General features: G+C 66.5%; 17 protein-coding genes. 10 read left to right on the top strand and 7 right to left on the bottom strand.

The window, feature by feature from the left end:
* The first annotated feature begins 87 nt into the window (after nt 1–87).
* Together xdhA and xdhB are read left to right on the top strand one after the other, a co-directional pair.
* Nucleotides 88–1,599 (top strand): xanthine dehydrogenase small subunit, encoded by a 1,512-nt coding sequence (gene xdhA, locus ACT531_RS07825; protein WP_476017057.1) that lies wholly within the window; start codon nt 88–90, stop codon nt 1,597–1,599.
* Entirely contained in the window at nt 1,596–3,944 is a 2,349-nt protein-coding gene (xdhB, locus tag ACT531_RS07820; RefSeq protein WP_476017056.1) for a xanthine dehydrogenase molybdopterin binding subunit, read from the top strand. Before xdhA ends, xdhB begins: the two co-directional genes overlap by 4 nt.
* A gap of 852 nt (nt 3,945–4,796) precedes the next feature.
* Here xdhB and ACT531_RS07815 read toward each other — a convergent pair.
* Together ACT531_RS07815 and ACT531_RS07810 are read right to left on the bottom strand one after the other, a co-directional pair.
* Entirely contained in the window at nt 4,797–6,923 is a 2,127-nt protein-coding gene (locus tag ACT531_RS07815; protein ID WP_476017055.1) for a sensor domain-containing diguanylate cyclase, read from the bottom strand.
* 355 nt (nt 6,924–7,278) lie between these two features.
* Entirely contained in the window at nt 7,279–7,902 is a 624-nt protein-coding gene (locus tag ACT531_RS07810; protein ID WP_060985679.1) for a Crp/Fnr family transcriptional regulator, read from the bottom strand.
* A gap of 291 nt (nt 7,903–8,193) precedes the next feature.
* Here ACT531_RS07810 and ACT531_RS07805 point away from each other — a divergent pair, with 291 nt between their 5' ends.
* Nucleotides 8,194–9,234: a porin gene (locus ACT531_RS07805; RefSeq protein ID WP_476017054.1), complete on the top strand. Its 1,041-nt coding sequence runs from the start codon at nt 8,194–8,196 to the stop codon at nt 9,232–9,234.
* Between the two features lie 73 nt (nt 9,235–9,307).
* On the opposite strand, the gene ACT531_RS07800 is transcribed toward ACT531_RS07805, so the two are convergent.
* On the bottom strand, nt 9,308–10,663 hold the full coding sequence (locus ACT531_RS07800) for a glycerate kinase type-2 family protein (protein WP_476017053.1): 1,356 nt from the start codon (nt 10,661–10,663) through the stop codon (nt 9,308–9,310).
* Nucleotides 10,664–10,764: 101 nt separating this feature from the next.
* On the opposite strand from ACT531_RS07800, the gene ACT531_RS07795 reads away from it, so the two are divergent.
* On the top strand, nt 10,765–12,642 hold the full coding sequence (locus ACT531_RS07795; protein ID WP_233584287.1) for an EAL domain-containing protein: 1,878 nt from the start codon (nt 10,765–10,767) through the stop codon (nt 12,640–12,642).
* Nucleotides 12,643–12,813: 171 nt separating this feature from the next.
* On the opposite strand, the gene ACT531_RS07790 is transcribed toward ACT531_RS07795, so the two are convergent.
* The 3 genes from ACT531_RS07790 to xdhC all read right to left on the bottom strand — a co-directional run bounded on the left by ACT531_RS07790 (nt 12,814) and on the right by xdhC (nt 15,603).
* The gene (locus ACT531_RS07790; RefSeq protein ID WP_476017052.1) at nt 12,814–13,146 is read right to left on the bottom strand and encodes a DMT family transporter; all 333 of its coding nucleotides are present in this window, start codon (nt 13,144–13,146) and stop codon (nt 12,814–12,816) included.
* Nucleotides 13,147–13,332: 186 nt separating this feature from the next.
* Nucleotides 13,333–14,577 carry a urate hydroxylase PuuD gene (locus tag ACT531_RS07785; RefSeq protein ID WP_146872225.1) on the bottom strand — a complete coding sequence of 415 codons (1,245 nt, stop codon included), beginning with the start codon at nt 14,575–14,577 and terminating at the stop codon, nt 13,333–13,335.
* Nucleotides 14,578–14,775: 198 nt separating this feature from the next.
* A complete protein-coding gene (gene xdhC, locus ACT531_RS07780; RefSeq protein ID WP_146872226.1) occupies nt 14,776–15,603 on the bottom strand; it encodes a xanthine dehydrogenase accessory protein XdhC in 828 nt (275 codons plus the stop codon).
* A gap of 159 nt (nt 15,604–15,762) precedes the next feature.
* Here xdhC and ACT531_RS07775 point away from each other — a divergent pair, with 159 nt between their 5' ends.
* Nucleotides 15,763–16,311, top strand: a complete 549-nt coding sequence (locus ACT531_RS07775; protein ID WP_082522390.1) for a hypothetical protein — start codon at nt 15,763–15,765, stop codon at nt 16,309–16,311.
* 49 nt (nt 16,312–16,360) lie between these two features.
* Here ACT531_RS07775 and uraH read toward each other — a convergent pair whose 3' ends face one another.
* On the bottom strand, nt 16,361–16,711 hold the full coding sequence (uraH, locus tag ACT531_RS07770; RefSeq protein WP_099729445.1) for a hydroxyisourate hydrolase: 351 nt from the start codon (nt 16,709–16,711) through the stop codon (nt 16,361–16,363).
* Between the two features lie 108 nt (nt 16,712–16,819).
* Between uraH and ACT531_RS07765 the strand changes: the two genes are divergently transcribed.
* The 5 genes from ACT531_RS07765 to ggt all read left to right on the top strand — a co-directional run bounded on the left by ACT531_RS07765 (nt 16,820) and on the right by ggt (nt 23,459).
* Entirely contained in the window at nt 16,820–17,488 is a 669-nt protein-coding gene (locus tag ACT531_RS07765) for a GntR family transcriptional regulator (RefSeq protein WP_056060765.1), read from the top strand.
* A gap of 13 nt (nt 17,489–17,501) precedes the next feature.
* Nucleotides 17,502–18,482 carry an allantoinase PuuE gene (puuE, locus tag ACT531_RS07760; protein WP_476017051.1) on the top strand — a complete coding sequence of 327 codons (981 nt, stop codon included), beginning with the start codon at nt 17,502–17,504 and terminating at the stop codon, nt 18,480–18,482.
* 5 nt (nt 18,483–18,487) lie between these two features.
* Entirely contained in the window at nt 18,488–20,266 is a 1,779-nt protein-coding gene (uraD, locus tag ACT531_RS07755) for a 2-oxo-4-hydroxy-4-carboxy-5-ureidoimidazoline decarboxylase (RefSeq protein ID WP_015012867.1), read from the top strand.
* Nucleotides 20,263–21,498, top strand: coding sequence for a M20 family metallopeptidase (locus ACT531_RS07750; RefSeq protein WP_476017050.1), 1,236 nt, complete (start codon nt 20,263–20,265; stop codon nt 21,496–21,498). Before uraD ends, ACT531_RS07750 begins: the two co-directional genes overlap by 4 nt.
* Nucleotides 21,499–21,671: 173 nt before the next feature.
* Nucleotides 21,672–23,459 carry a gamma-glutamyltransferase gene (gene ggt, locus ACT531_RS07745; protein ID WP_309826064.1) on the top strand — a complete coding sequence of 596 codons (1,788 nt, stop codon included), beginning with the start codon at nt 21,672–21,674 and terminating at the stop codon, nt 23,457–23,459.
* Nucleotides 23,460–23,600 lie beyond the last annotated feature (141 nt).

Genomic DNA, 23,600 nt, shown 5'->3' with positions numbered 1-23,600 from the left:
TGCCATAAGCTTGCGCATATGCCGGTAACGGTACTGCGTTCTACCCTCTGCTGAACCTTTCCATCCAAGATCGAAGTGGCGTTTGTCATGACAACAAGACCCTTGCAATTCCTGCGCCGAGGCCAGCCCGTGGCGCTGGGCAATGTACCACCCGACCGCACCCTGCTGGAGGTGCTGCGCGAAGACCTGGGCTGCACCGGCACCAAGGAAGGCTGCGGCGAAGGCGACTGCGGCGCCTGCACCGTGGTGCTGGGCGAAGAACGCAACGGCCAGCTGCACTACAGCGCCGTGAACAGCTGCATCCGCCTGGCCCATTCGGTGGACGGCATGGCACTGTGGACCGTGGAAGACCTGGCGGAAGATCCGCTGATCCAGCCCGTGGACGACACAGCGCCCGCTGCACAGCAAACCATCACGCTCCATCCGGCACAGGAGGCGATGGTCCAGTGCCACGGTTCGCAGTGCGGTTTCTGCACGCCAGGCTTCGTGATGAGCCTCTTCGGCATGTACCAAAACCATGTCTGCCACGGTGAGCCCATCACCCGCGCACTGGCGCAAGAAGAACTCTCGGGCAACCTGTGCCGCTGCACCGGCTACCGCCCCATCCTCGATGCCGCCCAGCAGATGGCGTCGCTGCCCGGCATGGCGGTCAATGAATCCGAAGTGCTACAAAAATTGAAGCTGCTGAGGCATGATGCACTTGCGCATGCAGCCGATTCGGCCTATATCGCGCCCTCCACCCTCCCAGAGCTGCTTGCAGCACGCGCCGCCCACCCGGGTGCCCAGGTGGTGGCGGGCTGTACCGACGTGGGGCTGTGGGTGACCAAGCAGCACAAGCAGTACGCCCAGGTGCTGGACGTGACCCGCGCGGCCGAGCTGCGGCAGGTGGTGCAACACCCTGACGCCATCCACATCGGCGCGGCGGTCACGCTGACCGACGCGTTTGCGGCCCTCACTGCGCAGTGGCCGCAGCTGCACCGCTTTGCCACGCGGTTTGCGGGGCTGCCGGTGCGCAACTCGGGCACGCTGGGCGGCAACGTGGCCAACGGCTCGCCCATTGGCGACTCCATGCCCCTGCTGATCGCGCTGCGCGCCCAGGTGGTGCTGGCCAGCCAGGCCCGGGGCGAGCGCCAGCTGCCGCTGGAAGACCTGTACACCGGCTACCGGCAGAACGTGATGGCCGCAGACGAGCTGCTGGTGCGCATTGTGGTGCCCCGCCCCTCGGCGCAAGAACAGCTGCGCGCCTACAAGATTTCGAAACGCTTTGACGACGATATTTCTGCCGTGTGCCTGGTGCTCAACCTCGACATCGCGGACGGCACGGTGCAACGCGCCAGCATTGGCGCAGGCGGCGTGGCCGCCACACCGGCCCGCGCGCGGCAGACCGAGGCAGCACTGACCGGCCAGCCCTGGACCGAGGCCACCGCGCAGCGCGCCGCTGCGGTGCTGCAGGCCGAGTTCAGCCCCATCTCCGACATGCGCGCCAGTGGCGCCTACCGCCGCCAGGTGCTGGGCAGCCTGCTGCAGCGCTACTGGCTGGAGACCCAGGGCCAGCCCTCGGTCAGCCTGGACACTTTGACACTGGAGGCCGCCGTATGAACGCCCCCCACACCATCGCCGAAACCGCCCTGCCCGCACCCGCCCGCGCCGCCATGGGCCAGTCGCACATCCACGAAAGCGCCCGCGCCCAGGTGGCGGGCGCCGCGCACTACATCGACGACCTGCCGGAGGTGAAGGGCACGCTGTATGCCGCGCCCATCCTCTCGACCGTGGCCCACGGCACCCTGAACAGTGTGGATGCCACCGCCGCACTGGCCCTGCCCGGCGTGCGTGGTGTGGTGCTGGCAGCCGACGTGCCGGGCGACAAGATCCTCGCCGCGTTCGGACACGACGAGCCCGTATTCGCACTGGACAGCGTGCAGTTTGTCGGCCAGGTGATCGGCCTGGTGGTGGCCGACTCGGTCATGCAGGCGCGCCGCGCGGTGCGGGCCGTGAAGCTCGACATCACCCCCCTGCCCGCCGTGCTGACGGTTCAGGACGCACTGAAGGCACAAAGCTATGTGCTGCCGCCGGTGTTTGTGCGCCGGGGCGATGCGACCACGGGCCTCGCGCAATCGGCGCACCGCATGCAGGGAGCGTTTGAAGTCGGCGGCCAGGAACATTTCTACCTGGAGGGCCAGATCGCCTACGCCATGCCACTGGAGCAAAAGCAGTGGTGGATCTACTCCAGCACGCAGCACCCCGGTGAGGTGCAGCACTGGGTGGCGCACGCGCTGGGCATCGACAACCACGCGGTCAAGGTGGAATGCCGCCGCATGGGCGGCGGCTTTGGCGGCAAGGAGACGCAGGCCGGGCACCTGGCCGTGTGGGCCGCCGTGGCCGCCAACAAGCTGGGCCGCCCCATCAAGCTGCGGCTGGACCGGGACCAGGACTTCATGGTCACCGGCAAGCGCCACCCGTTTGCGTACGAGTACGACGTGGGCTTTAACGGCACCGGCCGCATCACGGGCCTGAAGCTGCAGATGGCCGCCAACTGCGGCTTCAGCGCCGACCTGTCGGGCCCCGTGGCCGACCGCGCGGTGTTCCACGCCGACAACGCGTATTACCTGAGCGATGTCGAGATCGCGTCGTACCGCTGCAAGACGAACACGCAGAGCCACACCGCCTTCCGCGGATTTGGCGGCCCGCAGGGTGTGATCGTGATCGAGGCCATCCTGGGTGACATCGCCCGGGCACTCGGTGTGGACGCTCAGGATGTACGCCTGGCCAACCTGTATGGCAAGGACGCGAGCAGCGGCCGCCATGTGACCCACTACCAGATGGCGGTGGAAGACAACATCCTGCACGAGCTGCTGCCCACGCTGGAGCAGACCTCGCACTACCGCCAGCGGCAGGCCGCAATTGCGGACTGGAACGCGCGCAATGCGGTCATCAAGCGCGGCCTGGCCATCACGCCCGTCAAGTTCGGCATCAGCTTCACCGCCACGCTGTTCAACCAGGCCGGCGCGCTGGTGCATGTGTACACCGACGGCAGCGTGCAGGTGAACCACGGCGGCACCGAAATGGGCCAGGGCCTGCACACCAAGGTGGCGCAGATCGTGGCCGACGAGCTGGGCGTGCCGCTGCACCGCGTGCTGGTGACGGCCAGCGACACCAGCAAGGTGCCCAACGCCAGCGCCACCGCCGCCAGCAGCGGCACCGACCTGAACGGCCGCGCCGCCCAGTACGCTGCGCGCAACGTGCGCGACAACCTGGCCTCATTCGTGTGCGGCCTGGACGGCTGCGGCGCAGGCGCGATCCGGTTTGCGGGCGGCCAGGTGATCTCGCCCAAGACGGTGCGCAGTTTTGAAGAGGTGGTGCAGGCCGCGTACGCCAACCGCATCCAGCTGTGGAGCGACGGCTTTTACCGCACGCCCAAGATCCACTACGACAAGACGACCCTCACGGGCCGGCCGTTCTATTACTTTGCCTACGGCGCCGCCTGCACCGAGGTGGCCATCGACACCCTCACCGGCGAGAGCCGCGTGCTGAAGGTGGACATCCTGCACGACGTGGGTCACAGCATCAACCCGGCCATCGACATCGGTCAGATCGAGGGCGGGTTTGTGCAGGGCATGGGCTGGCTGACGACCGAGCAACTGGTGTGGAACGACAAGGGTTATCTGGCCACTCACGCGCCGAGCACCTACAAGATCCCGGCCACGGGCGATATTCCGGAGCACTTCAACGTCCACCTGTGGCCCGAGGCGAATCGGGAGGACAACGTGGGTGGTAGCAAGGCGGTGGGAGAGCCGCCGTTCATGCTGGCGATCAGTGTGTATGAGGCGCTGCGCAATGCGGTGGCGGCGGGGCGTAGCGGGGTGGATGCGGCGGCGCCGGTGGTGCTGACAGCGCCGGCGACTGCGGAGAATGTGCTCAGGGCGTTGGGGCGGTTGGGAGAGTGATTTTTTTGGCTGCTGGCTGTGAAGGGATATGCGCTGGTAGCTATTGATTTTGTAGTGTTTGGTGGGGTGGCTGATTGGGCCGCATGCCTTTTTCAAGGGCGGAGGCCGGGAGTCGCCCGGCAGGCGAGTCCCTTTCTTTCGCGTCGCCGAAAGAAAGGAACCAAAGAAAGGGCGACCCCACTGTCTGCGTCCCCTGCGCTTCGCTCCGGGGCAACCTGTGGTGCTCGGGTTTGGCGGGGTCTCGCTCGAACTCGCTCCGTTTCACTTCGCTCAGACAATCGCGAGCCCTGATCCGCCAAACCCTGCGCTCCTCGGCGCATCCAGAGGGGCAAGAGGGACCAAACATCCACACGGGCCTTTGCTTCGCTCGGCCCAGCTTGCGCAGCGCGTGGCGCTTGCGCCAGCAAAACGAGGCCGAGCGCAGCAATGGCCCGAATGGATGTCCGGCTGTTAGGTTGTTTGGATGTTCGGCTGCCCACCCCCTGCTGGCTTCGCCTGTGGCGGGGCGGTTGCGGGGTGAGCATGGGCGTCGGAGCGCCCATGCCTCGTTAACTAACTCGCCGTGGATGTCTGAACGAAGCTGCATCGCAGCGCAGTGAGTTCCTCGGCGCACCCCGCAACCGACACGACGCAGGTTTGCCCCTTTGCTCCGCGAAGGGGTCGCAGACTGGGGGTCGCCTTTTCTTTGGTGACTTTCTTTTGGCGAAGCAAAAGAAAGTTACTCGCACGCCGGGCGACTCCCGGCCTCCGCCCTCAACCAAGGCATGCGGTTCAATCAGCACACAAAAACCAACACTACAAAATCAATAGCAACCACCGCATATCCCACTAGCGCATCCAGCCAAAAACCCCTCAAACAGGCCCCAAAGCCATCCGCCCCGAAGAAGTGACCGACGCATCCCTCGCATGCCGCGTCTCCACCCGGTTGCGCCCCGCCCGCTTCGCGTCATAACAAGCCATGTCCGCCGCATACAAAACCGACGGCACATCCTGCAGACTGGCATCGAGCACCACCAGCCCAATACTCACCCCCAGCGTAAAACTGCGCCCCTGGTACGACGGCTCCCACGCATGCACCGCCGCGCGCAACTGCTCGGCCACGGCCTGGCCGCGTGCCAGCGCACAGCCGGGCAACACCACCGCAAACTCATCGCCACCCAGGCGCGCCGCCCAGCCAATCTGGCGCACATGGGACTCCAGCAGCCGGGCCACATGGCGCAGCACATCGTCACCCGCGTCATGGCCCGCAATGTCGTTGACCACGGTGAAATGGTCCAGGTCGAGGAACAGCACCACGCCGTCGCCCTGGGTCTCGCCACCCTCCTCGTCGGCAGCGGGCACGACCGCGCGCTGGCGGGCCGACCGCTCGGCCATCAGCTGGCCCAGTCGCTCGTCGAACGCGGCGCGGTTGTAGAGCTGCGTCAGCGCATCGTGCGCGCGGCCCCAGGACTGCTGCACCTGGGCCTCGCGCGCGGCGGTGATGTCTTCCAGAATCCACACGGTGCCACCGTGCACCTCCTCGGGGCGCACGCCCCGGCCCTGCACGCGGGCCCACACGGGGCTGCCGTCCTTGCGCATAAAGCAGATGTCGCCATCGAACGCACCATGCGCAGCCACTTCGGCCCGCACGCGGTCGCCCACCTGGGCATAGTCGGCGTCGCTGGCGTACAGGATGCGCGCGGGGCGGCCCTGCAGCTCTTGCGCGGTGTAGCCCAGCATCACGCAGGCCTGGTGGCTCGCCACCTCCAGCATGCCGTGGCGCGTGATGACGATGCCCACGGGGGCGCTGTCCAGCACGGCCTGGAACTGGCCGACCACCGTGTCCTTGCGCGACTGCTGCAGGCTGCCCTGCTGCACCAGGCCCTGGAACACCCGCACCAGCTCACCCACCTCGCCGCCCGCGCGGGGCCAGTCCACCGCTTGTGCGGGCTGCTGGCGCGTGCTGGTCCGGAGCAGCTGGCGCGCCTTGAAGGTCAGCTGCGCCAGTGGCTGGGCCATCCAGCCCATCAGCGCCACGGCCAGCAACATGCACAGCACCATGCTGGCCACCGCCAGCCACCAGGCTTCGCGCTGGGCGCCGCGCAGCGGTGCCAGCAGCGCCTGCGACTGGCTCACGCGCGCCACGATCCACTGCGGCAGCGGCATGCCCGCCATGCTCACGATGTGGTCGGCCTGCACATGGGTCATGCCCCGCCCGACCACCGGCTGGGCCTGGCTCTGCCAGCGGGTGTACACGGGGGCCAGGCCCGCCTCGTCACGCACCTGGCCCAGCACGCGGGCGGGGTCGGAGTGCGACAGGATGGTGCCGTCGCGGGTGAAGACGATGAGCTGCGAGTCGTCGCGCGCGGGCAGCGTCATCGACGGTGGCAGCAGGCTTTGGGATTGCAGGCGCAAAGCACCCGCCACCACCCCCATTACGGTGCCGTCATCGCGGTGCAGTGGCATGGTGAACATGACGCGCGCCTCGCCCCGGCGCCCGGCGATCAGCTCGGACACCAGGGGTTTGCCATCGACCAGGGTGCGGCGCAGGGCGTCGCGCTCGGCAGGGTCCAGGTCCGCCGCCTTTTCGATCTGGCCGGCGCGCAAATTGAGGCGCAGTTCGCCGTTGTCGCGGGCGACCTGCATGGTGTCGAAAAACTGCACCGCAGGCAGCCCCTGCTGCAGCAGCCATTCCAGCGACGAGGGCGACTCCAGCACGGCCGGCGTGATGCCAGCAGCCACCGTGCGCAGCACCTTCTGGCTTTGTTCGATCTTGCTGGCCAGCAACCGGGCCACCACCTCGACCTCGTCGGTCTGCTGGCTCACCACCCGGCGCATGGCCTCTTGTCCGGAGGCCCGTGTGACCAGCCAGGCGGCCACTGCCCCCGACAGCGCCACCGCCAGCGCAGCCACCAGCATCAGCCGCAGCACCAGGGCGCCGGGCACCAGCCAGCCCGGCGCAGGGTCCGGGGCAGCCTGGGGGCCGGGCGGCGGCGTCATGGACGCTTCCCCCCTGCGGGCTGATGGGCACGCTCAAAGTTCGACATGGGGACGGGTCGCAGCAGACATGTCCCAACAAATATACGCAGGGCCTGTGCCCCGGGGCTTGGGTGGAACCCTTGGGTAAAGCCAAGGAAAAACCCTGAGCCCGCCGGGGTGCGGCAGGGATGAAAAGAAGACGCGGCAAGGGCCGTGCAGCGCGGTGCACGCGCGCATCGCCGCGCAGAAGAGCCGCCCTCCGGGCCGATCGCCTCAGAGGTGTCCGTTTGTCAGCAAATGCAACGGAGCGCCAGCCCGTGACAGCGCTCAGAAGCAAGCAGCCCGTTGGCCGCTGCTGAGCCTCCACCAAGCGGCGTCAGCAGCCCGCCATCGACTGCAAGGCCCGGGGCTGGGGCAGTGCCAGCACATTGCCGGTGCCGTGGATCAGGCCCAGCTCGCGCAGGTGGCGCAGCACGCGCGAGAAGGTTTCGGGCGCAATGCCCAGCTGGGCGGCGATCAGGCGTTTGCGCTGGTGCAGGGTGACCTGCATGGCGCCGCTGTGGTCAGGCTGGGCATGGTTCAGCAGCCACTGCGCGCAGCGCGACTCGGCGTCCTGCGCGAGGCGGCTCACCGCCAGTTCGGACTGCTGCCGGTAGCCCTGGGCCATGTCCAGCAGCAGGCCGCGCGCGCCCGCCGGCATGGCGGCCAGACTGCGCTGGAAGGCCTCGATGGGCACGCGCCGCACATGCACGCGGGTGTCGGCCACCATGTCCACCGGCAAAGGCAGGCCCAGCAAGGCCGACGCGGCATCGAGCCAGAACGGCCCCTCGACAGCACCGAGCTGGTGGCGCAGGAAACCGTCGTCCAGCACTCCGCGCAGCACACGGCCGCTTTCGAGGTGCAACACCGTCGTCAGCACCTCATTGCGCCTGCGCAGCACTTCGCCGGGAGCGATGACCTCGGTGTCAGCGGGCAGAGAAAAAAGGTTAGGTGGCAGCATGGAAGCCACTGTGCCGTGCGGCTGCGCCTGCGGCATTGAGCCACATCAAAACCGCACCATCTCGCCCGCCCCGCGCGCCCCAGGTTTGCGCCAAAACACACGAAAACTGCGCCAGCAACGTGCATGGATGCGCGATGAGAGCGCTCGACAGGGATGTAAACAGGTGTTGCACCAGGGCATGGAACTTGCGAAGCCCTACCGGCGGGCCCCGCCCTGCACCACGGTGCAACAGGGGCCGCGTCTCCTTTGCCCCGCCGGCCCTCCGGCGCTTTTTTCCCCAGGAATCACTCCATGAAGAAAAACCTGATTGCACTGTCTCTATCGCTTGGTGGCGCCCTGCTGTGTGCCACCGGGGCCCAGGCCCAGAGCTCCGTCCAACTGATGGGCCTGACCGATGTGTTTGTGGGCTCCATGAAAAACGCGGGTGATGCCGGCAGCAGCAAGGTCGTCAACAGCGGCGGCATGACCACGTCGTGGTTCGGCGTCAAGGGCACCGAAGACCTGGGCGGCGGGCTCCGGGCCAACTTTGCGCTCACCTCGTTCATCAAGGTGGACAGCGGCATCCAGGGCCGCTTTGCCAACGACACCTTCTTCTCGCGCGATGCCAACGTGGGCCTGAGCGACAGCTGGGGCACCGTGACCGTGGGACGCGGCCTGGCCCCCAACTTCCTGCCGTCCATCCTGTCGAACCCGCTGGGCGACTCGTTCACCTTTGCACCGCTGATCCTGCACATGAACGTGCCCCTGTTCAACGGCACGGGCTGGGGTTCGACCACGCCGTCCGACACCGGCTGGTCCAACGAAATCATCTACAGCACGCCCAACCTGGGCGGCCTGACCACCAACCTGCACTACCAGTTTGGCGAGGTCGCGGGCGACAGCAGCAAGAAGAACGTGGGCATCAACGCGCTGTACTTCAACGGCCCCATCACCCTCACCGGCTTCTACGAGCGCGACCAGATGAGCAACCCCGCCGTGCCCAGCACCTACCTGGGCACCACCAAGACCGACTGGATGCTGGGCGGCGCGTATGACTTCGCGATCGTGAAGGCCTTTGCGAGCTACGGCCAGGCCAAGGCCGACAACACCACCAACAAGGCCAAGACGACGCAGCTGGGCGTGTCGGTGCCCGCAGGCGCCACCGGTAAGGTGCTGGCATCGTGGGCGCAGACCAAGATGACGGCTACTGACATCTCGCGCAAGACCTTCACCGTGGGGTATGACTACTTCCTGTCCAAGCGCACCGATGTGTACGTGATGGCCATGAACGACCGCATCACCAACCAGACCAAGGGCAACAGCTTCGGCGTGGGCATCCGCCACCGGTTCTGAGGCCTGCACAGGGCGCCTGGGGCCTTCTTCAAGCCCCAGCAGCCCCAAGCGCTAGTGCAATATGCCTGAGGCGCTACAAAACCAGTAGCACCCGAAAATCGTTCACGTTGGTGTGTGTGGGGCCGGTGACCAGCAGGTCGTCCAGCCCCGCAAAAAATCCCCAGGCGTCGTTGCGCGCCAGGTGGTCGTCAATGCGCAGGCCTGCAGCGCCTGCGCGCGCCAGCGTGTCGGGGCACACAAAGGCCCCCGCGTTGTCTTCGCTGCCGTCGATGCCGTCGGTGTCGGCCGCCAGCGCCCACACGGCGGGCTCGCCCTGCAGCGCCTGCACCAGGCCCAGGCAAAACTCGCCCGCACGCCCGCCCCGCCCCCGAGGCACACCGGATGCACGCGGACGCACGGTGACGGTGGTCTCCCCCCCCGACAGGATCACACACGGCGCCGCAAACGGCTGGCCGCGCCGCGCCACCGCGCGGGCCAGCGCCGCATGCACCTTGCCCACTTCGCGCGACTCGCCCTCGATCTCATCCGACAGCACATGCGCAGGCAGCCCCGCTGAACGGGCCAGCGCGGCCGCGGCCTCCAGCGCCTGCTGAGGCGTGGCGATCAGATGCACGGCATGCCCGGCAAAGCGCGCGTCGCCGGGTTTGGGCGTCTCCAGGCGGCCTGCCTCCAGCGCAGTGCGGATGGCCGGGGGTACCTCGATGCCATAGCGCGCCAGAATGGCCAACGCATCGGCGCAGGTGGTCGCATCCGGCACGGTGGGGCCGCTGGCGATCACCGACGGGTCGTCGCCGGGCACGTCGCTGATGGTGAGCGTGACCACGCGCGCTGGCGCACAGGCCGCCGCCAGGCGCCCGCCCTTGATGCGCGAGAGGTGCTTGCGCACGCAGTTCATCTCGCCAATGTGCGCGCCGCTGTCGAGCAGGGCGCGGTTGATGCGCTGCTTGTCTTCCAGCGTCACCCCGTCGCAGGGCAAGGTCAGCAGGGACGAGCCCCCGCCCGAGATCAGGCACAGCACCAGGTCGTGCTCCGTCAGCCCCTGGGTCAGATCGAGAATGCGCTGCGCCGCGGCCAGCCCCGCCGCATCGGGCACGGGGTGCGCGGCCTCCACCACCTCGATGCGCTGCGGCACGCCCGCAGGCCGGGGCGGAACATGCCCGTAGCGGGTGACCACCAGGCCCGACAGGGGCGCGTCCTGCGGCCACAGGGCCTCCAGTGCCTGGGCCATGGCGCCCCCCGCCTTGCCCGCGCCCAGCACCAGGGTGCGGCCCCCGCTCTCGCGGCTGGGCGGCTGGGGCAGCCACTGGCGCATGCCGTGCAGGGGTTGTGCGCTGTGCACGGCGGCATCAAACAGCGCCTTCAGAAAGGCGCGGGGGTGGGTGCGGTAGTCCGGCAGGGAGGGGCTGGCTGGCTGGGTTTCTGGGTGCATGCCGCGCATTGTGCAGCGGCCGTACCAGTCACGTTGCTGTAACCAGCCTGTCACACGCCACCGGTATCGTCGGCACCCTTGCTCAGGGACCCACAACAGCCATGCACAACACCCCATGGAGCCGACTGGAGGCGATGATGGCGCTGCTATCGCCCGCCGCCCGCCAGGGCACCGGCCCCCTGGCGCGGCTGATGCGCGAGGGCGGGCTGTACTGCGTGTTCCAGCCCCTGGCCGACCTGCGCGAGGGCCAGGTGTACGCGCACGAGGCACTGATCCGAGGCCCCCAGAACACCCCGCTGCACACCCCCGACAAACTGCTGGAGCTGGCCCGCCGCGAGGGCATCCTGCAGGACTTTGAGCTGCTGTGCGTTTACACCGCCATGGAGCAATGGGGCCGCCACGACGCGCCGGGCCGGCTGTTTGTGAACATCAGCGCCGATGCGCTGGTGCATGGCGTCCAGCTGATCGGCGCCACCGAACTGGGCAACACCGTGCGCAGCCTGGGCCTGAGCGCCCGCATGCTGGTGCTGGAGATCACCGAGCACGAACGCGTGACCGACATGCCCCAGCTGCGCCAGGCCATCAAGGCTGTGCATGCCTGCGGCGCGCGGCTGGCGCTGGACGACTTTGGCGATGGCCGCTCCAGCCTCAGGCTGTGGTCCGAGGTGAAGCCCGACTTCGTGAAGATCGACAAATACTTCATCCGCGACATCAGCGACCACCCCGAGAACCTCCAGATGCTGCAGGCCATCAAGGGCATTGCCGACGTGTTCGGCACCCAGCTCATTGCCGAAGGCATCGAAACCCGCGACGACCTGCGCGCGCTGCGCGACCTGGACATCCCCCTGGGCCAGGGCTGGCTGCTGGGCCGCCCGGCCATGGCGCCGCGCGAGGCCGTGGACGACGCAGCGCTGGAGGTCATGCACGACCGCCGCGTCGCCGTGCTGCCGCACCTGGGCCAGACTGCCCGCCCGGGCATCCTGCGCAGCCTGCTGGTGGTGCAGGCGCCCACCGCAGCGCCCGCGACCAACAACGATGCCGTGGCCGCCCTGTTCCGCCAGCACACGGACCTGCATGCGCTAGCGGTGGTGGACGGGTCGCGCCCCGTGGCCCTCATCAACCGCCAGCAGTTCATGAACCACTACGCCACGCCGTACTTCCGCGAGGTGCATGGCCGCAAGTCCTGCCTGGCGTTTGCCAACCTGGCGCCGCGTGTGGTGGAGCTGGACTGCGATGTGGACCAGCTCGTGGGCATCCTCACCTCGCAGGACCAGCGCTACCTGAGCGACGGCTACATCGTCACCGACAACGGCCGCTACCTGGGCCTGGGCACCGGCGACCAGCTGGTGCGCGCCGTGACAGAGACCCGCATCGAGGCCGCGCGCCACGCCAATCCGCTGACCTTTTTGCCCGGCAACATCCCCATCAGCCTGCACATCCAGCGCTTGCTGGAAAGCGGCACCGAGTTTGTGGCCTGCTATGCGGACCTGAACAACTTCAAGCCCTTCAACGACCACTACGGCTACTGGCGCGGCGACCAGATGATCCGCCTGGTGGCGCGCCTGGCCACGGCCCACTGCGACGCGCGCAGCGACTTTGTGGGCCATGTGGGCGGGGACGACTTCATGCTGATCTTCCAAAGCAGCAACTGGCTGCAGCGCTGCAAGAACATCGTGGACGAGTTCGCACGCGAGGCCGTCACGCTGTTTGACGACAGCGCTCGGCTGGCAGGCGGCATCCATGCCGAGGACCGGCATGGCGTGCAGCGGTTCTTTCCGTGCACCACGCTGGCCATCGGCGCCGTGCGCATCACGCCCGGGCGCTTTCGGCACGCCGAAGAAGTGGCCAACCTGGCCGCCGTGGCCAAACATGAGGCCAAGCAGGCATCCACGGGAGTGGTGCTGCATGGCGGCTTCACCGAATCCAGCCTGGGGGCGGTGGCTGCCACGCGGGCGCTGCAGGATGTGTTGGCGGCATAGGGACTGCATGGAGCGCATCCCAGGGACTCAACGCCGACGCAAAAATAGAGTTCTCGCGTAAAGGTATTGGGTCCTTGACGCCCCATGGCTCAGGTCAAACAAGTCCGCTTGGCTCCTTTGAATTCGTTCTCTGAAGCGTGAGTCAGTCTTTGAAAAGGCGTGCCCGGCGACTTATCGAGCACTCAAGTTCAAAGCAATGACGCCCAAAACAATGAAGCTCAAACCGGCCAGTCGAAGGAAGCTCACCGACTCACCAAACCATAGCATTCCGAGCACCGCTGTCAAAGCTGTTCCGCTTCCTGCCCATACCGCATAGGTAAGTCCGACTTCCATATGCCGGACGGCGATAGCCATAAGCCAGATAGCGGCGGAATAACTAAGCCCTGAAAGGACGGAAGGGAGAATACGTGTGAAGCCGTCTGCATAGCGGAGTGCAATGGTTCCACCGACTTCCGCGAGCACGCTTGCCGCCAGTACAAGCCAGGCAAAGGTTGAGTCACGCATAGAGCACCTCTCAAGCCAGGCGCCTATACCGAGCGCGGCCAGAGGTTCTAAGAGCGGTACCCCGGATCAGTATTGGAGATTATCAGAGGCGCGCCGCAACGGCCTAAGGCTCATTTGAGCTACGTCCGCTTCTTGGCGATTCTGTGAGCGACTGCTTCTGGTCGACTACCGTGGCACTCAACACATTCAAGGCCCCGTTGCAGCCCCTGCCTCAAACCACTTCCCAATCAGCGCACGCTCCGCATCGGTGATGCCCGTGGCGTTGTTCATGGGCATGAGCTTTTGCACCACGGCCTGCTGGTAGATGGCCTGGGCGTGTTGCTTCACGCTGTCGGGCGAATCAAGCCGCAGGTTCTTCATCTGCACCTGCTCGCCGTGGCACATGTAGCAGCGCTGTTCCAGCACCGCCTGCACGGCCTTGAAGTCATTTTGGCCGCTAGCGCCGGTTTTGTCTGCGCTGGCCGCTCCTGAAACAGGAGCATTCGCCACGGGGGTGGCCACCGGTGCGGGGCGCATCCACACAATAGCGCCCACGATCACCGCCACGCCGACCAGCGCATACGGCAGCGGGTTGCCGTTGCGGCCTAGCTTGTAGCCGTGGCGCATCACAAAGAACTGGCGGATGGCGGCGCCCGCGAACATCATCAGGATCAGCACCAGCCAGTTTTGCGGGTGGCTCCAGGTGAAGCTGTAGTGGTTGCTCAGCATGGCAAACAGCACGGGCAGCGTGAAATAGGTGTTGTGCACGCTGCGCTGCTTGCCGCGTTTGCCGTGGATCGGGTCCACGGGCTGGCCGGCCTTGATCTGGCTGATGACGGTGCGCTGGCCGGGGATGATCCAGAAGAACACGTTGGCGCTCATGGACGTGGCGATCATCGCCCCCACCAGCAGAAAGGCTGCGCGGCCCGCAAACCAGTGGCAGGCCAGCCACGAGGCCACGCACACCAGCACCAGCACCAGCGCACCCACGATGGCGTCGCCGTTCTTGCGCTGGCCGAAGATGCGGCAGATGGCGTCGTACAGCAGCCAGAACACCACAAAGAAGCCCAGCGCCACCACGATGGCGGTGGCGGGCGCCCAGTCCATGCGCGACTTGTCGATGAGGTAGGTGCTGGCGCTGTAGAGGTAGGACACGGTGAACAGCGCAAACCCGCTGATCCAGGTGCTGTAGCTCTCCCAGAAGAACCAGTGCAGGTGTTTGGGCAACTGCGGCGGCGACACCGCAAACTTGACCGGGTGGTAGAACCCGCCGCCGTGCACGGCCCAGAGCTCGCCACTCACGCCTTGTTTCTTGAGGTCTTCGTCCTCGGGCGGCGTGAGGCTGCTGTCCAGAAAAACGAAGTAGAACGACGAGCCGATCCAGGCGATGGCCGTAATGACATGGACCCAGCGCAAAAGCAGGTTGGCCCAGTCGAGAAAGTAGCTTTCCATATCTCAACCTTGATGGCGCGTTAGCGCCAAACAGCAAACCTGCTCACCACTGCGGGCGCTCTGAGCAGACATTGAGGTCGCGCACCTTGGCCAGTGGGTTGCTGGCCGGGGCACCGCTGCGACCGGTACGTCAAAGTGTATGCAGGAATTGTTCCCGATTCCAGCCCCAACCTGGGGCATTCGGGGCCGGAATTACCCTCATTTCCCGGCCTTTGGCATGGGCGGTAGCGTCTGCAGCAACTGCGCTGCCACGGCCACGGCAATCACCTCGGGCTCCTTGCCCCCGATGCCGGGAATGCCGATGGGGCAGGTCACCTGCGCCAGCTCCTCGGGCGCGAACCCGCGCTCATGCAGGCGGTTGCTGAAGGTGGCCCACTTGGTTTGGCTGCCAATCAGCCCGATGAAGGGCAGGTCGCCCTGCTCGCGCTGGCGGCGCAGGCAGGCGGCCACCACGTCCAGGTCCTCGGCGTGGCTGAAGCTCATGATCAGCACGCGGCTGCCTGGTGCCAGGCGGGGCACGGCGAGTTGAACCGGCTCGGAGTGTTCGCAGACCACGCCCTCCGGCGGGTCGGGCGGGAAGATGCCGTCCCGGCTGTCGATCCAGGTCAGGGCAAAGGGCAGTGGCGCCAGCACGCGGGCCAGCGCGTGGCCCACGTGCCCGCCGCCAAACAGGGCCACCGGGTGCAGGTTGGGTGTGAGGCGCTGGGCCAACCCCGGGGCGTCTTGCGCCGTGAGCAGCTCAAATCCCAGGTGCACCACCCCACCGCAGCACTGGCCCAGCGCCGGTCCCAGCGCAAACCGCATCGGCCCAAGCGCCGTCACCGGCCCACCCGCCAGGCGGCGGCGCGCCTCGGCAATCGCCTGCAGCTCCAGATGCCCGCCGCCGATGGTGCCCACCAGCTGGTCGGCAAATACCGCCATCCAGGCGCCGTGCTCCCGGGGCACGGACCCTTGGGTAGACTCCACGGTCACCAGACAGGCTGGCGCGGCCCCCAGGCCGTCCAGCAGCATTTGCAAATTTGTCACCGCGATCCTTTTCGTGACGGACGCAAAACGGGGCCAGGCAAGCGGCTCACCCTCCGGTGAGGCATGTTGCTGCATCCCCTTTGCAGCCGTCGTCATTTTGTAACGTACCACCTTCGCCGCTGGGTTATCGTGCCCGCAGCCTCAGGAACCTTTCACACCATGCCCGACACGCCCTCTCCCCGCTCCACCGGAAAGCGCAGCCACTGGTTGCTGGCAGGCATCATGGCCGTGGGTGCGGCGCTGGTCTCGGCCTGCAAGTCCCCGCCAGAGCCCACGCCAGCCCCCGCGCCCGACAGCGTCCCCTCCACCGGCCCCGATGCCAGCGGCGTCAAGGGCCCCGTGCCTGCCACGGCCGGATCTGCGCGCCCCTCGGCCGCTGCCACACCGCTGGCCTACCGCCAGGATGCCGCCACGCACCTGTATGGGCTGAACCGCGAACGCATCTTCAAAGGCAAACTGCCGCCGCAGCTGTATGCCATCGGTGTGCTGCAGCTCGACATCGACCGCGCGGGCAAGATCACCCGCCTGCACTGGATGCGCGCCCCGCGCCATGCCCCCGAGGTGGTCACCGAGATCGAGCGCACGGTGCGCGCTGCGGCCCCCTTCCCAGTCCCTGCCCGCATGGGCAAGGTCACCTACACCGAGACCTGGCTGTGGGACAAGAGCGGGCACTTTCAGCTCGATACGCTGACCGAAGGGCAGCTGTAGCAATATCCCCCTGAGCAGCCAGGCCACTTCGGCCGTCAGGCAGCGCTTGCTACGAGCCCCGGTAGGTCGAATAGCTCCAGGGGCTGACCAGCAGCGGCACGTGGTAGTGCTGGTCGGCATGCGCAATGCCGAAGTCCAGGCTCACCTGGTTCAGAAAATTGGGTTCGGGCAGATGCACGCCCCGGGCCTTGAAGTAGCCCGCCACATCAAAGCGCAGCCGGTAGGTGCCGGTGCGCAGGCTGGCGTTGTCGAACAGCGGTGCGTCGGTGCGGCCGTCATGGTTCAGCACCAGGCGCTTGATGAGGGTGGCGTTGTCGCCGTCGGTGGAATACAGGGCCACTTCCATGCCGGCCGCAGGGCAGCCGTTCATGGTGTCCAGAACGTGGGTGCTCAATCCCATGGGGGAATCTCCTGAAGTAAGAGTCTGTCCAATCGGCGACGATTGCCAGATCGCAGTGTGTAGACCAAAAGTGTATACACTTTTCACCATCCACCGTATCATGCAGCCATGGAATCCTCCTCCACCAGCGCCATCGTCGAAGCGCTGACCCGCGCCATCGTAGAACACCGCCTGCAACCCGGCACCAAGCTGGCCGAGCAAAAGCTGGCCGACCACTTTGGCGTGTCACGCACGCTGGTGCGCCAGGCGCTGTTCCAGCTGGCACAGAACCGGCTGGTCACGCTGGAGCCCGCACGGGGCGCATTTGTGGCCACGCCCTCGGTCGAGGAGGCGCGCCAGGTGTTTGCCGTGCGCCGCATGCTGGAAACCGAGATGACCCGCGCCTTTGTGCGCAGCGTGACGCCCGCCAAGCTCAAGGCCCTGCGCGCCCACGTGGCCAGCGAGAAGACCGCCATGGGCACGCAGGACGCCAGCACCCGCACCGAGTTGCTCGGCGACTTCCATGTGCGCATGGCCGAACTGATGGGCAACGAGGTGCTGGCGCAAATGCTGGGCGACCTGATCTCGCGCTGCGCCCTCATCACGCTGATGTACCAGTCGGCCAGCGCCGCCGAACACTCGCACGAGGAGCACGCCGACATCGTGGCGGCCCTGGCCGCGCGCGACGAAGAACGTGCCGTCGCCCTGATGCAAAGCCACCTCGAACATGTCGAAGCGAGCCTGACCTTTGACCGCAAGCGCCCGGCCAGTGACCTGGCCGCCGCGCTGGCCTCTTGAAAACCACCCCACCATGATCTACGACACCACCCAGGCCTACCCCCGCGACCTTATTGGCTACGGCAAGACCCCGCCCCATGCGCAGTGGCCCGGTGGCGCGCGCATTGCCGTGCAATTCGTCCTGAACTACGAAGAGGGCGGCGAAAACGCGGTGCTGCATGGCGATGCGGGCAGCGAGCAGTTCCTGTCCGAAATGTTCAACCCGGCCAGCTACCCCGAGCGGCACATGAGCATGGAGGGCATTTATGAATACGGCTCGCGCGCTGGCGTGTGGCGCATCCTGCGCGAGTTTGAAAAGCGGAAACTGCCCCTCACGGTGTTTGGCGTGTCCACGGCCCTGCAGCGCCACCCCGACCTCACCGCAGCTTTTGTGGAGCTGGGCCACGAGATTGCCTGCCATGGCCTCAAGTGGATTCACTACCAGCACATCCCCGAAGAGGTGGAGCGCGCCCACATGCAAGAGGCGATGGACATCATTCAACGCATGACGGGCGAAAGAGGAAGTTCGCAAGACCACGTACATGGTCTGGGCTGGTACACCGGCCGCGACAGCCCCAACACCCACCGCCTGGTGGCTGACTACGGTGGCTTTGAATACGACAGCGACTACTACGGCGACGACCTGCCATTCTGGATGAAGGTGCAGAAGACCGACGGCAGCGTGGTGCCCCAGCTCATCGTGCCGTACACGCTGGACTGCAACGACATGCGCTTTGCGCTGCCCCAGGGCTACTCGCACGCCGACCCGTTTTTTCAGTACATGAAGGACACCTTCGATGCGCTGTATGCCGAGGGCGACCCAAATGGCGACAACGCCCCCAAGATGATGAGCATTGGCATGCACTGCCGTCTGCTGGGCCGCCCGGGCCGCATCACGGCGCTGCAGCGCTTTCTGGACCACATTGCGCAGCACGACAAGGTGTGGGTGGCCCGCCGTATCGACATCGCGCGCCACTGGAAGGCCGTGCACCCCTACCCCACCACAAAGGCCTGATGACCATGGCATGGACCCTTGACCAACTGAACGCTGCCACGCCCGCACAGGCCCTGGAGGCGCTGGACGGTGTGTACGAGCATTCCCCCTGGATTGCCGAACAGGCGCTTGCCCAGCGGCCGTTTCGCTCGCTGGCACACCTCAAGCACGCCCTGGCTCACGCGGTGCGCACCGCCAGCACCGAGGCGCAGCTGGGCCTGATCCGCGCCCACCCCGAACTGGCGGGCAAGGCAATGGTGGCGAAAAGCCTGACGGCCGAATCGACCAACGAGCAGTCCAAGGCGGGCCTGACGCAGTGCACGCCCGAAGAATTTGCGCGCATCCAGCAGCTCAATGCGGACTACAACGCCCGCTTTGGCTTCCCCTTCATTCTGGCCGTGCGCGGTCCGCGCGGCGCGGGGCTGAACAAGCAGCAGATCATCGATACCTTTGCGCGGCGGCTCGACAACCACCCGGAGTTCGAGGTGGCAGAGGCCTTGCGCAACATCCACCGCATCGCCGAGATCCGCCTGAACGACAAGTTCGCCGCCGAACCTGTGCTGGGCAATGACGTGTGGGACTGGCATGAAAAGCTGGCCGAACACTCCGACCCCGGCTTTGCCGAAAAGGGCCAGCTCACCGTCACATACCTCACCGACGCCCACCGCGCCTGCGCCCAGCGCATCAGCCACTGGATGCGCGACTGCGGCTTCGACGAGGTCGAGGTGGACGCCGTGGGCAACGTGGTGGGACGGTATCGCGCCGCCACACCCGGTGCCAAGTACCTCATGACCGGCTCGCACTACGACACCGTGCGCAACGGCGGCAAGTACGACGGGCGCCTGGGCATTTTTGTGCCCATGGCCTGCGTGCGCGAACTGCACCGCGCGGGCAAGCGTCTGCCGTTCGGCATCGAGGTGATTGCCTTTGCCGAAGAAGAAGGCCAGCGCTACAAGGCCACCTTCCTGGGTTCGGGCGCGCTCATCGGGCACTTCAACCCTGCCTGGCTGGACCAGAAGGATGCCGACGGCGTAACCATGCGCGCTGCCATGCAGCACGCGGGGCTGTGCATTGACGACATTGCCAAGCTGCAACGCGACCCGGCCCAGTACCTGGGCTTTATTGAAGTCCACATCGAACAGGGCCCGGTGCTCAACGAGCTGGACCTGCCGCTGGGCGTGGTCACCTCCATCAATGGGGGCGTGCGCTTTGTGGGCGAAATGATCGGCACCGCCAGCCACGCAGGCACCACCCCCATGGACCGCCGCCGCGATGCGGCCGTGGCGGTGGCAGAGCTGGCGCTGTACATCGAGCAGCGCGCCGCCCAGGACGGAGACTCGGTGGGCACGATAGGCCTGCTCAACGTGCCCGGCGGCTCCATCAATGTGGTGCCGGGCCGCTGCCAGTTCAGCCTGGACCTGCGTGCGCCCACCGACCCGCAACGCGACGCGCTGGTGCGCGATGTGCTGGACCACCTGGGCCAGATCGCAGCCCGGCGCGGCCTGCGCTACACGCTCGAAGAATCCATGCGCGCTGCCGCCGCCCCCAGCGCCCCGGCGCTGCAGCACCACTGGGAGCGCGCGGTGGACCACCTGGGCGTACCCGTGTTCCGCATGCCCAGTGGCGCAGGCCACGATGCGATGAAGCTCCACGAAATCATGCCGCAGGCCATGCTGTTCGTGCGCGGAGAAAACTCCGGCATCAGCCACAACCCGCTCGAATCCACCACCAACAACGACATGCAACTGGCCGTGGACGCCTTCACCCAGGTGCTGCACCAGCTTGCCGAGGAACAACAACCATGACCCCCCCGAACCACCACGCCGCGCTGGACGCCTGGATCGACCAGCACTTTGACGAAGAAGTGCGCTTTTTGCAGGCCCTCGTGCGCGTGCCCACCGACACGCCCCCGGGCAACAACGCACCCCATGCCGAGCGCACCGCCGAGCTGCTGAAGGACTTTGGCTACGAGGCCGAAAAGCACGCCGTGCCCACCGCCGACGTGCAGGCCTACGGCATGGAGTCCATCACCAACCTCATCGTGCGCAGACCATACGGCAGCGGCGGCAAGACCATCGCCCTGAACGCCCACGGCGACGTGGTGCCGCCCGGCGAAGGCTGGACGCACGACCCCTACGGCGCCGAGATCGTCGATGGCGCCATGTATGGCCGCGCCACCGCCGTGAGCAAGAGCGACTTTGCATCGTTCACCTTTGCCGTGCGCGCACTCGAAGCCGTGGCCAGGCCCGCCCAGGGCGCGGTAGAGCTGCACTTCACCTACGACGAAGAGTTTGGCGGCGAACTCGGCCCCGGCTGGCTGCTGCAAAAGGGGCTGACCAAGCCGGACCTGATGATTGCCGCGGGCTTCAGCTACGAAGTGGTCACCGCCCACAACGGCTGCCTGCAGATGGAAGTGACGGTGCACGGCAAGATGGCCCACGCCGCCGTGCCCCACACCGGCGTGGACGCTCTGCAGGGCGCCGTGCACATCCTGAACGCGCTGTACGCGCAGAACGATGAGTACAAGAAGGTCACGTCCAAGGTCGAGGGGATCAAGCACCCCTACCTGAACGTGGGCCGCATCGAGGGCGGGACCAACACCAATGTCGTGCCCGGCAAGGTGATGTTCAAGCTCGACCGCCGCATGATCCCCGAGGAAAACCCGGTGGAGGTCGAAGCCACCATCCGCCGCGTGATCGAACAGGCCGCAGGTGAGCGCGCAGGTATCAGCGTGGAGATCAAACGCCTGCTGCTGGCCAACGCGATGACGCCGCTGGCGGGCAACAAGCCTCTGGTCGACGCCATCCAACAACATGCCCAAGCCGTGATCGGCGAACCGGTCCCGGCTGTGGGCACGCCGCTCTACACCGATGTGCGCCTGTATGTGGAGCGCGGCATTCCCGGCGTGATCTACGGCGCCGGCCCCCGCACCGTGCTCGAATCGCACGCCAAGCGCGCCGACGAGCGCCTGCAACTCGAAGACCTGCGCCGCGCCACCAAGGTGATCGCGCGGACATTGAGCGACTTGCTCGCCTGAAGGCCCGCAGGGCTTGAGATGGAGTCATGCATGCAGCACATCAGTGCTGCGCTGCAATGTCATGACTAGATTGCCTCTGACAGCCCCTTGACCAACCTACACTGGCGCGGGCGCATCCATCGACTGGGTGCGCCCGTTGTCATTTCCAGATTCCACACACCAGGAGATATCCCATGAACATTCGCCATACGCTGCTGGCTGGCAGCGTTGTGCTGGCCCTGGCCAGCCTCACGGCCTGCGGCAGCACGCCGCCGGTGGCCAAGGCTCAGCCGGTAGCCGCAGTACAGCAGACCGCCTCGGCCCAGGCCGCCAGCGCAGCCTACGACTTCGACATGGATGTGTTCCACCCCGTGGTGGCACGCAACGGCATGGTGGCCACCGAACAGGAACTGGCCTCGCAAATCGGCCTGGACATCCTGAAAGCCGGTGGCAACGCGGTGGATGCCGCCGTCGGCATTGGCTTTGCGCTGGCCGTGGCCCTGCCCAACGCGGGCAACCTGGGCGGCGGCGGTTTCATGATGGTGCACGACGCCAAGACCGGCAAGAGCGTGGCCCTGGACTTCCGCGAAGTGGCGCCTATCAAGGCCACGCGGGACATGTACCTGGATGCCAAAGGCAATGTGGTGGACGGCAAGTCGCTGTACACCCACTACGCCGTGGGCGTGCCCGGCACCGTGGCCGGCATGGAGCACGCGCTCAAGAGCTGGGGCACCCTGCCCCTGTCGCGTGTGATCGCTCCGGCCATCGAGCTGGCAGACAAGGGCTTCCCGGTGAGCGAAACGCTCGCCAAGATCCTGCAGCAAGAGAAGAAGAACATGGGCAAATGGCCCGCCACCCAGGCCATCTTCTGGAAGAACGGCGAACCGCTGAAGGTGGGCGACCCGCTGGTGCAAAAAGACCTGGCGCAGTCCATGCGCCTGATTGCCCAGCAGGGTGCCAAGGCGTTCTACGAAGGCGAGATCGCCCAGAAGATCGCGGCCGAAATGGCACCCCACGCGGGCGCCATCACGCTGCAGGATTTGCGCGAGTACAAGGTGGTGGAGCGCGCACCCACGCGTGGTACCTACCGTGGGTATGAGATCGTAACCATGCCCCCACCCTCCTCGGGCGGCCCGCACTTGGTGCAGATCCTGAACATGCTGGAGCCGCTGCCCCTGGCCCAGTGGGGTCCCAACAGCGCGCAGACCATCCACCACATGGCCGAGAGCAGCAAGCTGGCGTATGCCGACCGCTCCGAATATCTGGGCGACCCGGATTTCGTGAAGATCCCGCTCAAGGGCCTGACCTCCAAGCGCTATGCCGAATCGCTGACCAAGGGCATCGACCCCAACCGCGCCCGCCCGGCCAAGGAGATCAAGCCCGGCCAGCCCCAGCCGTATGAGAGCGACCAGACCACCCACTACAGCGTGGTGGACAAGGCGGGCAACGCCGTGGCCGTGACTTATACGCTCAACACCAACTTCGGCAGCGGCATCGTGGCCAAGGGCACAGGCATCCTGCTCAACAACGAGATGGACGACTTCTCGGCCAAGCCCGGCGTGGCCAATGCCTACGGGCTGGTCGGCGGTGACGCCAACGCCGTGGCCGCCAAAAAGCGCCCCCTGTCGTCCATGACGCCCACCCTGGTTCTGAAGGACGGCAAGCCCACGCTGGTGACCGGCAGCCCCGGCGGCGCACGCATCATCACCACGGTTCTGCAAACGGTGGTCAACACCATCGACTTTGGCATGAACCCCGCCGAGGCCGCTGCCGCTCCCCGTGTGCACCACCAGTGGACGCCCGACGAGCTGCGCGTGGAAAAGGGCCTGTCGCCCGACACCATCGCCCTGCTCAAGCAGCGCGGCCACAACATCGCGGTGAAGCCCTCAATGGGCCGCACGCAGACCATCCAGATCCGCGGTGGCGCGCTGTACGGCTACTCGGACCCACGCAACCCCGACGGCAAGACCCTCGGCTACTGATTGCCAGGGCCCGCCTAGTGCGGGCTAACTGCGCCTGTCAGCCTTTGCAAGGCCACGCCCTCTAAAGGTGTGGCCTTTTTCATTGAGCCCTTCGCGACAGCATGCGGGCATACCCTCATACGCCGCCCTTCAGACTTGCCT

It is taken from the genome of Acidovorax sp. DMC1, from assembly GCF_056314325.1.
Note: the sequence above shows the minus strand (reverse complement) of the source record. Positions and strands in the feature narration are given on the sequence as shown.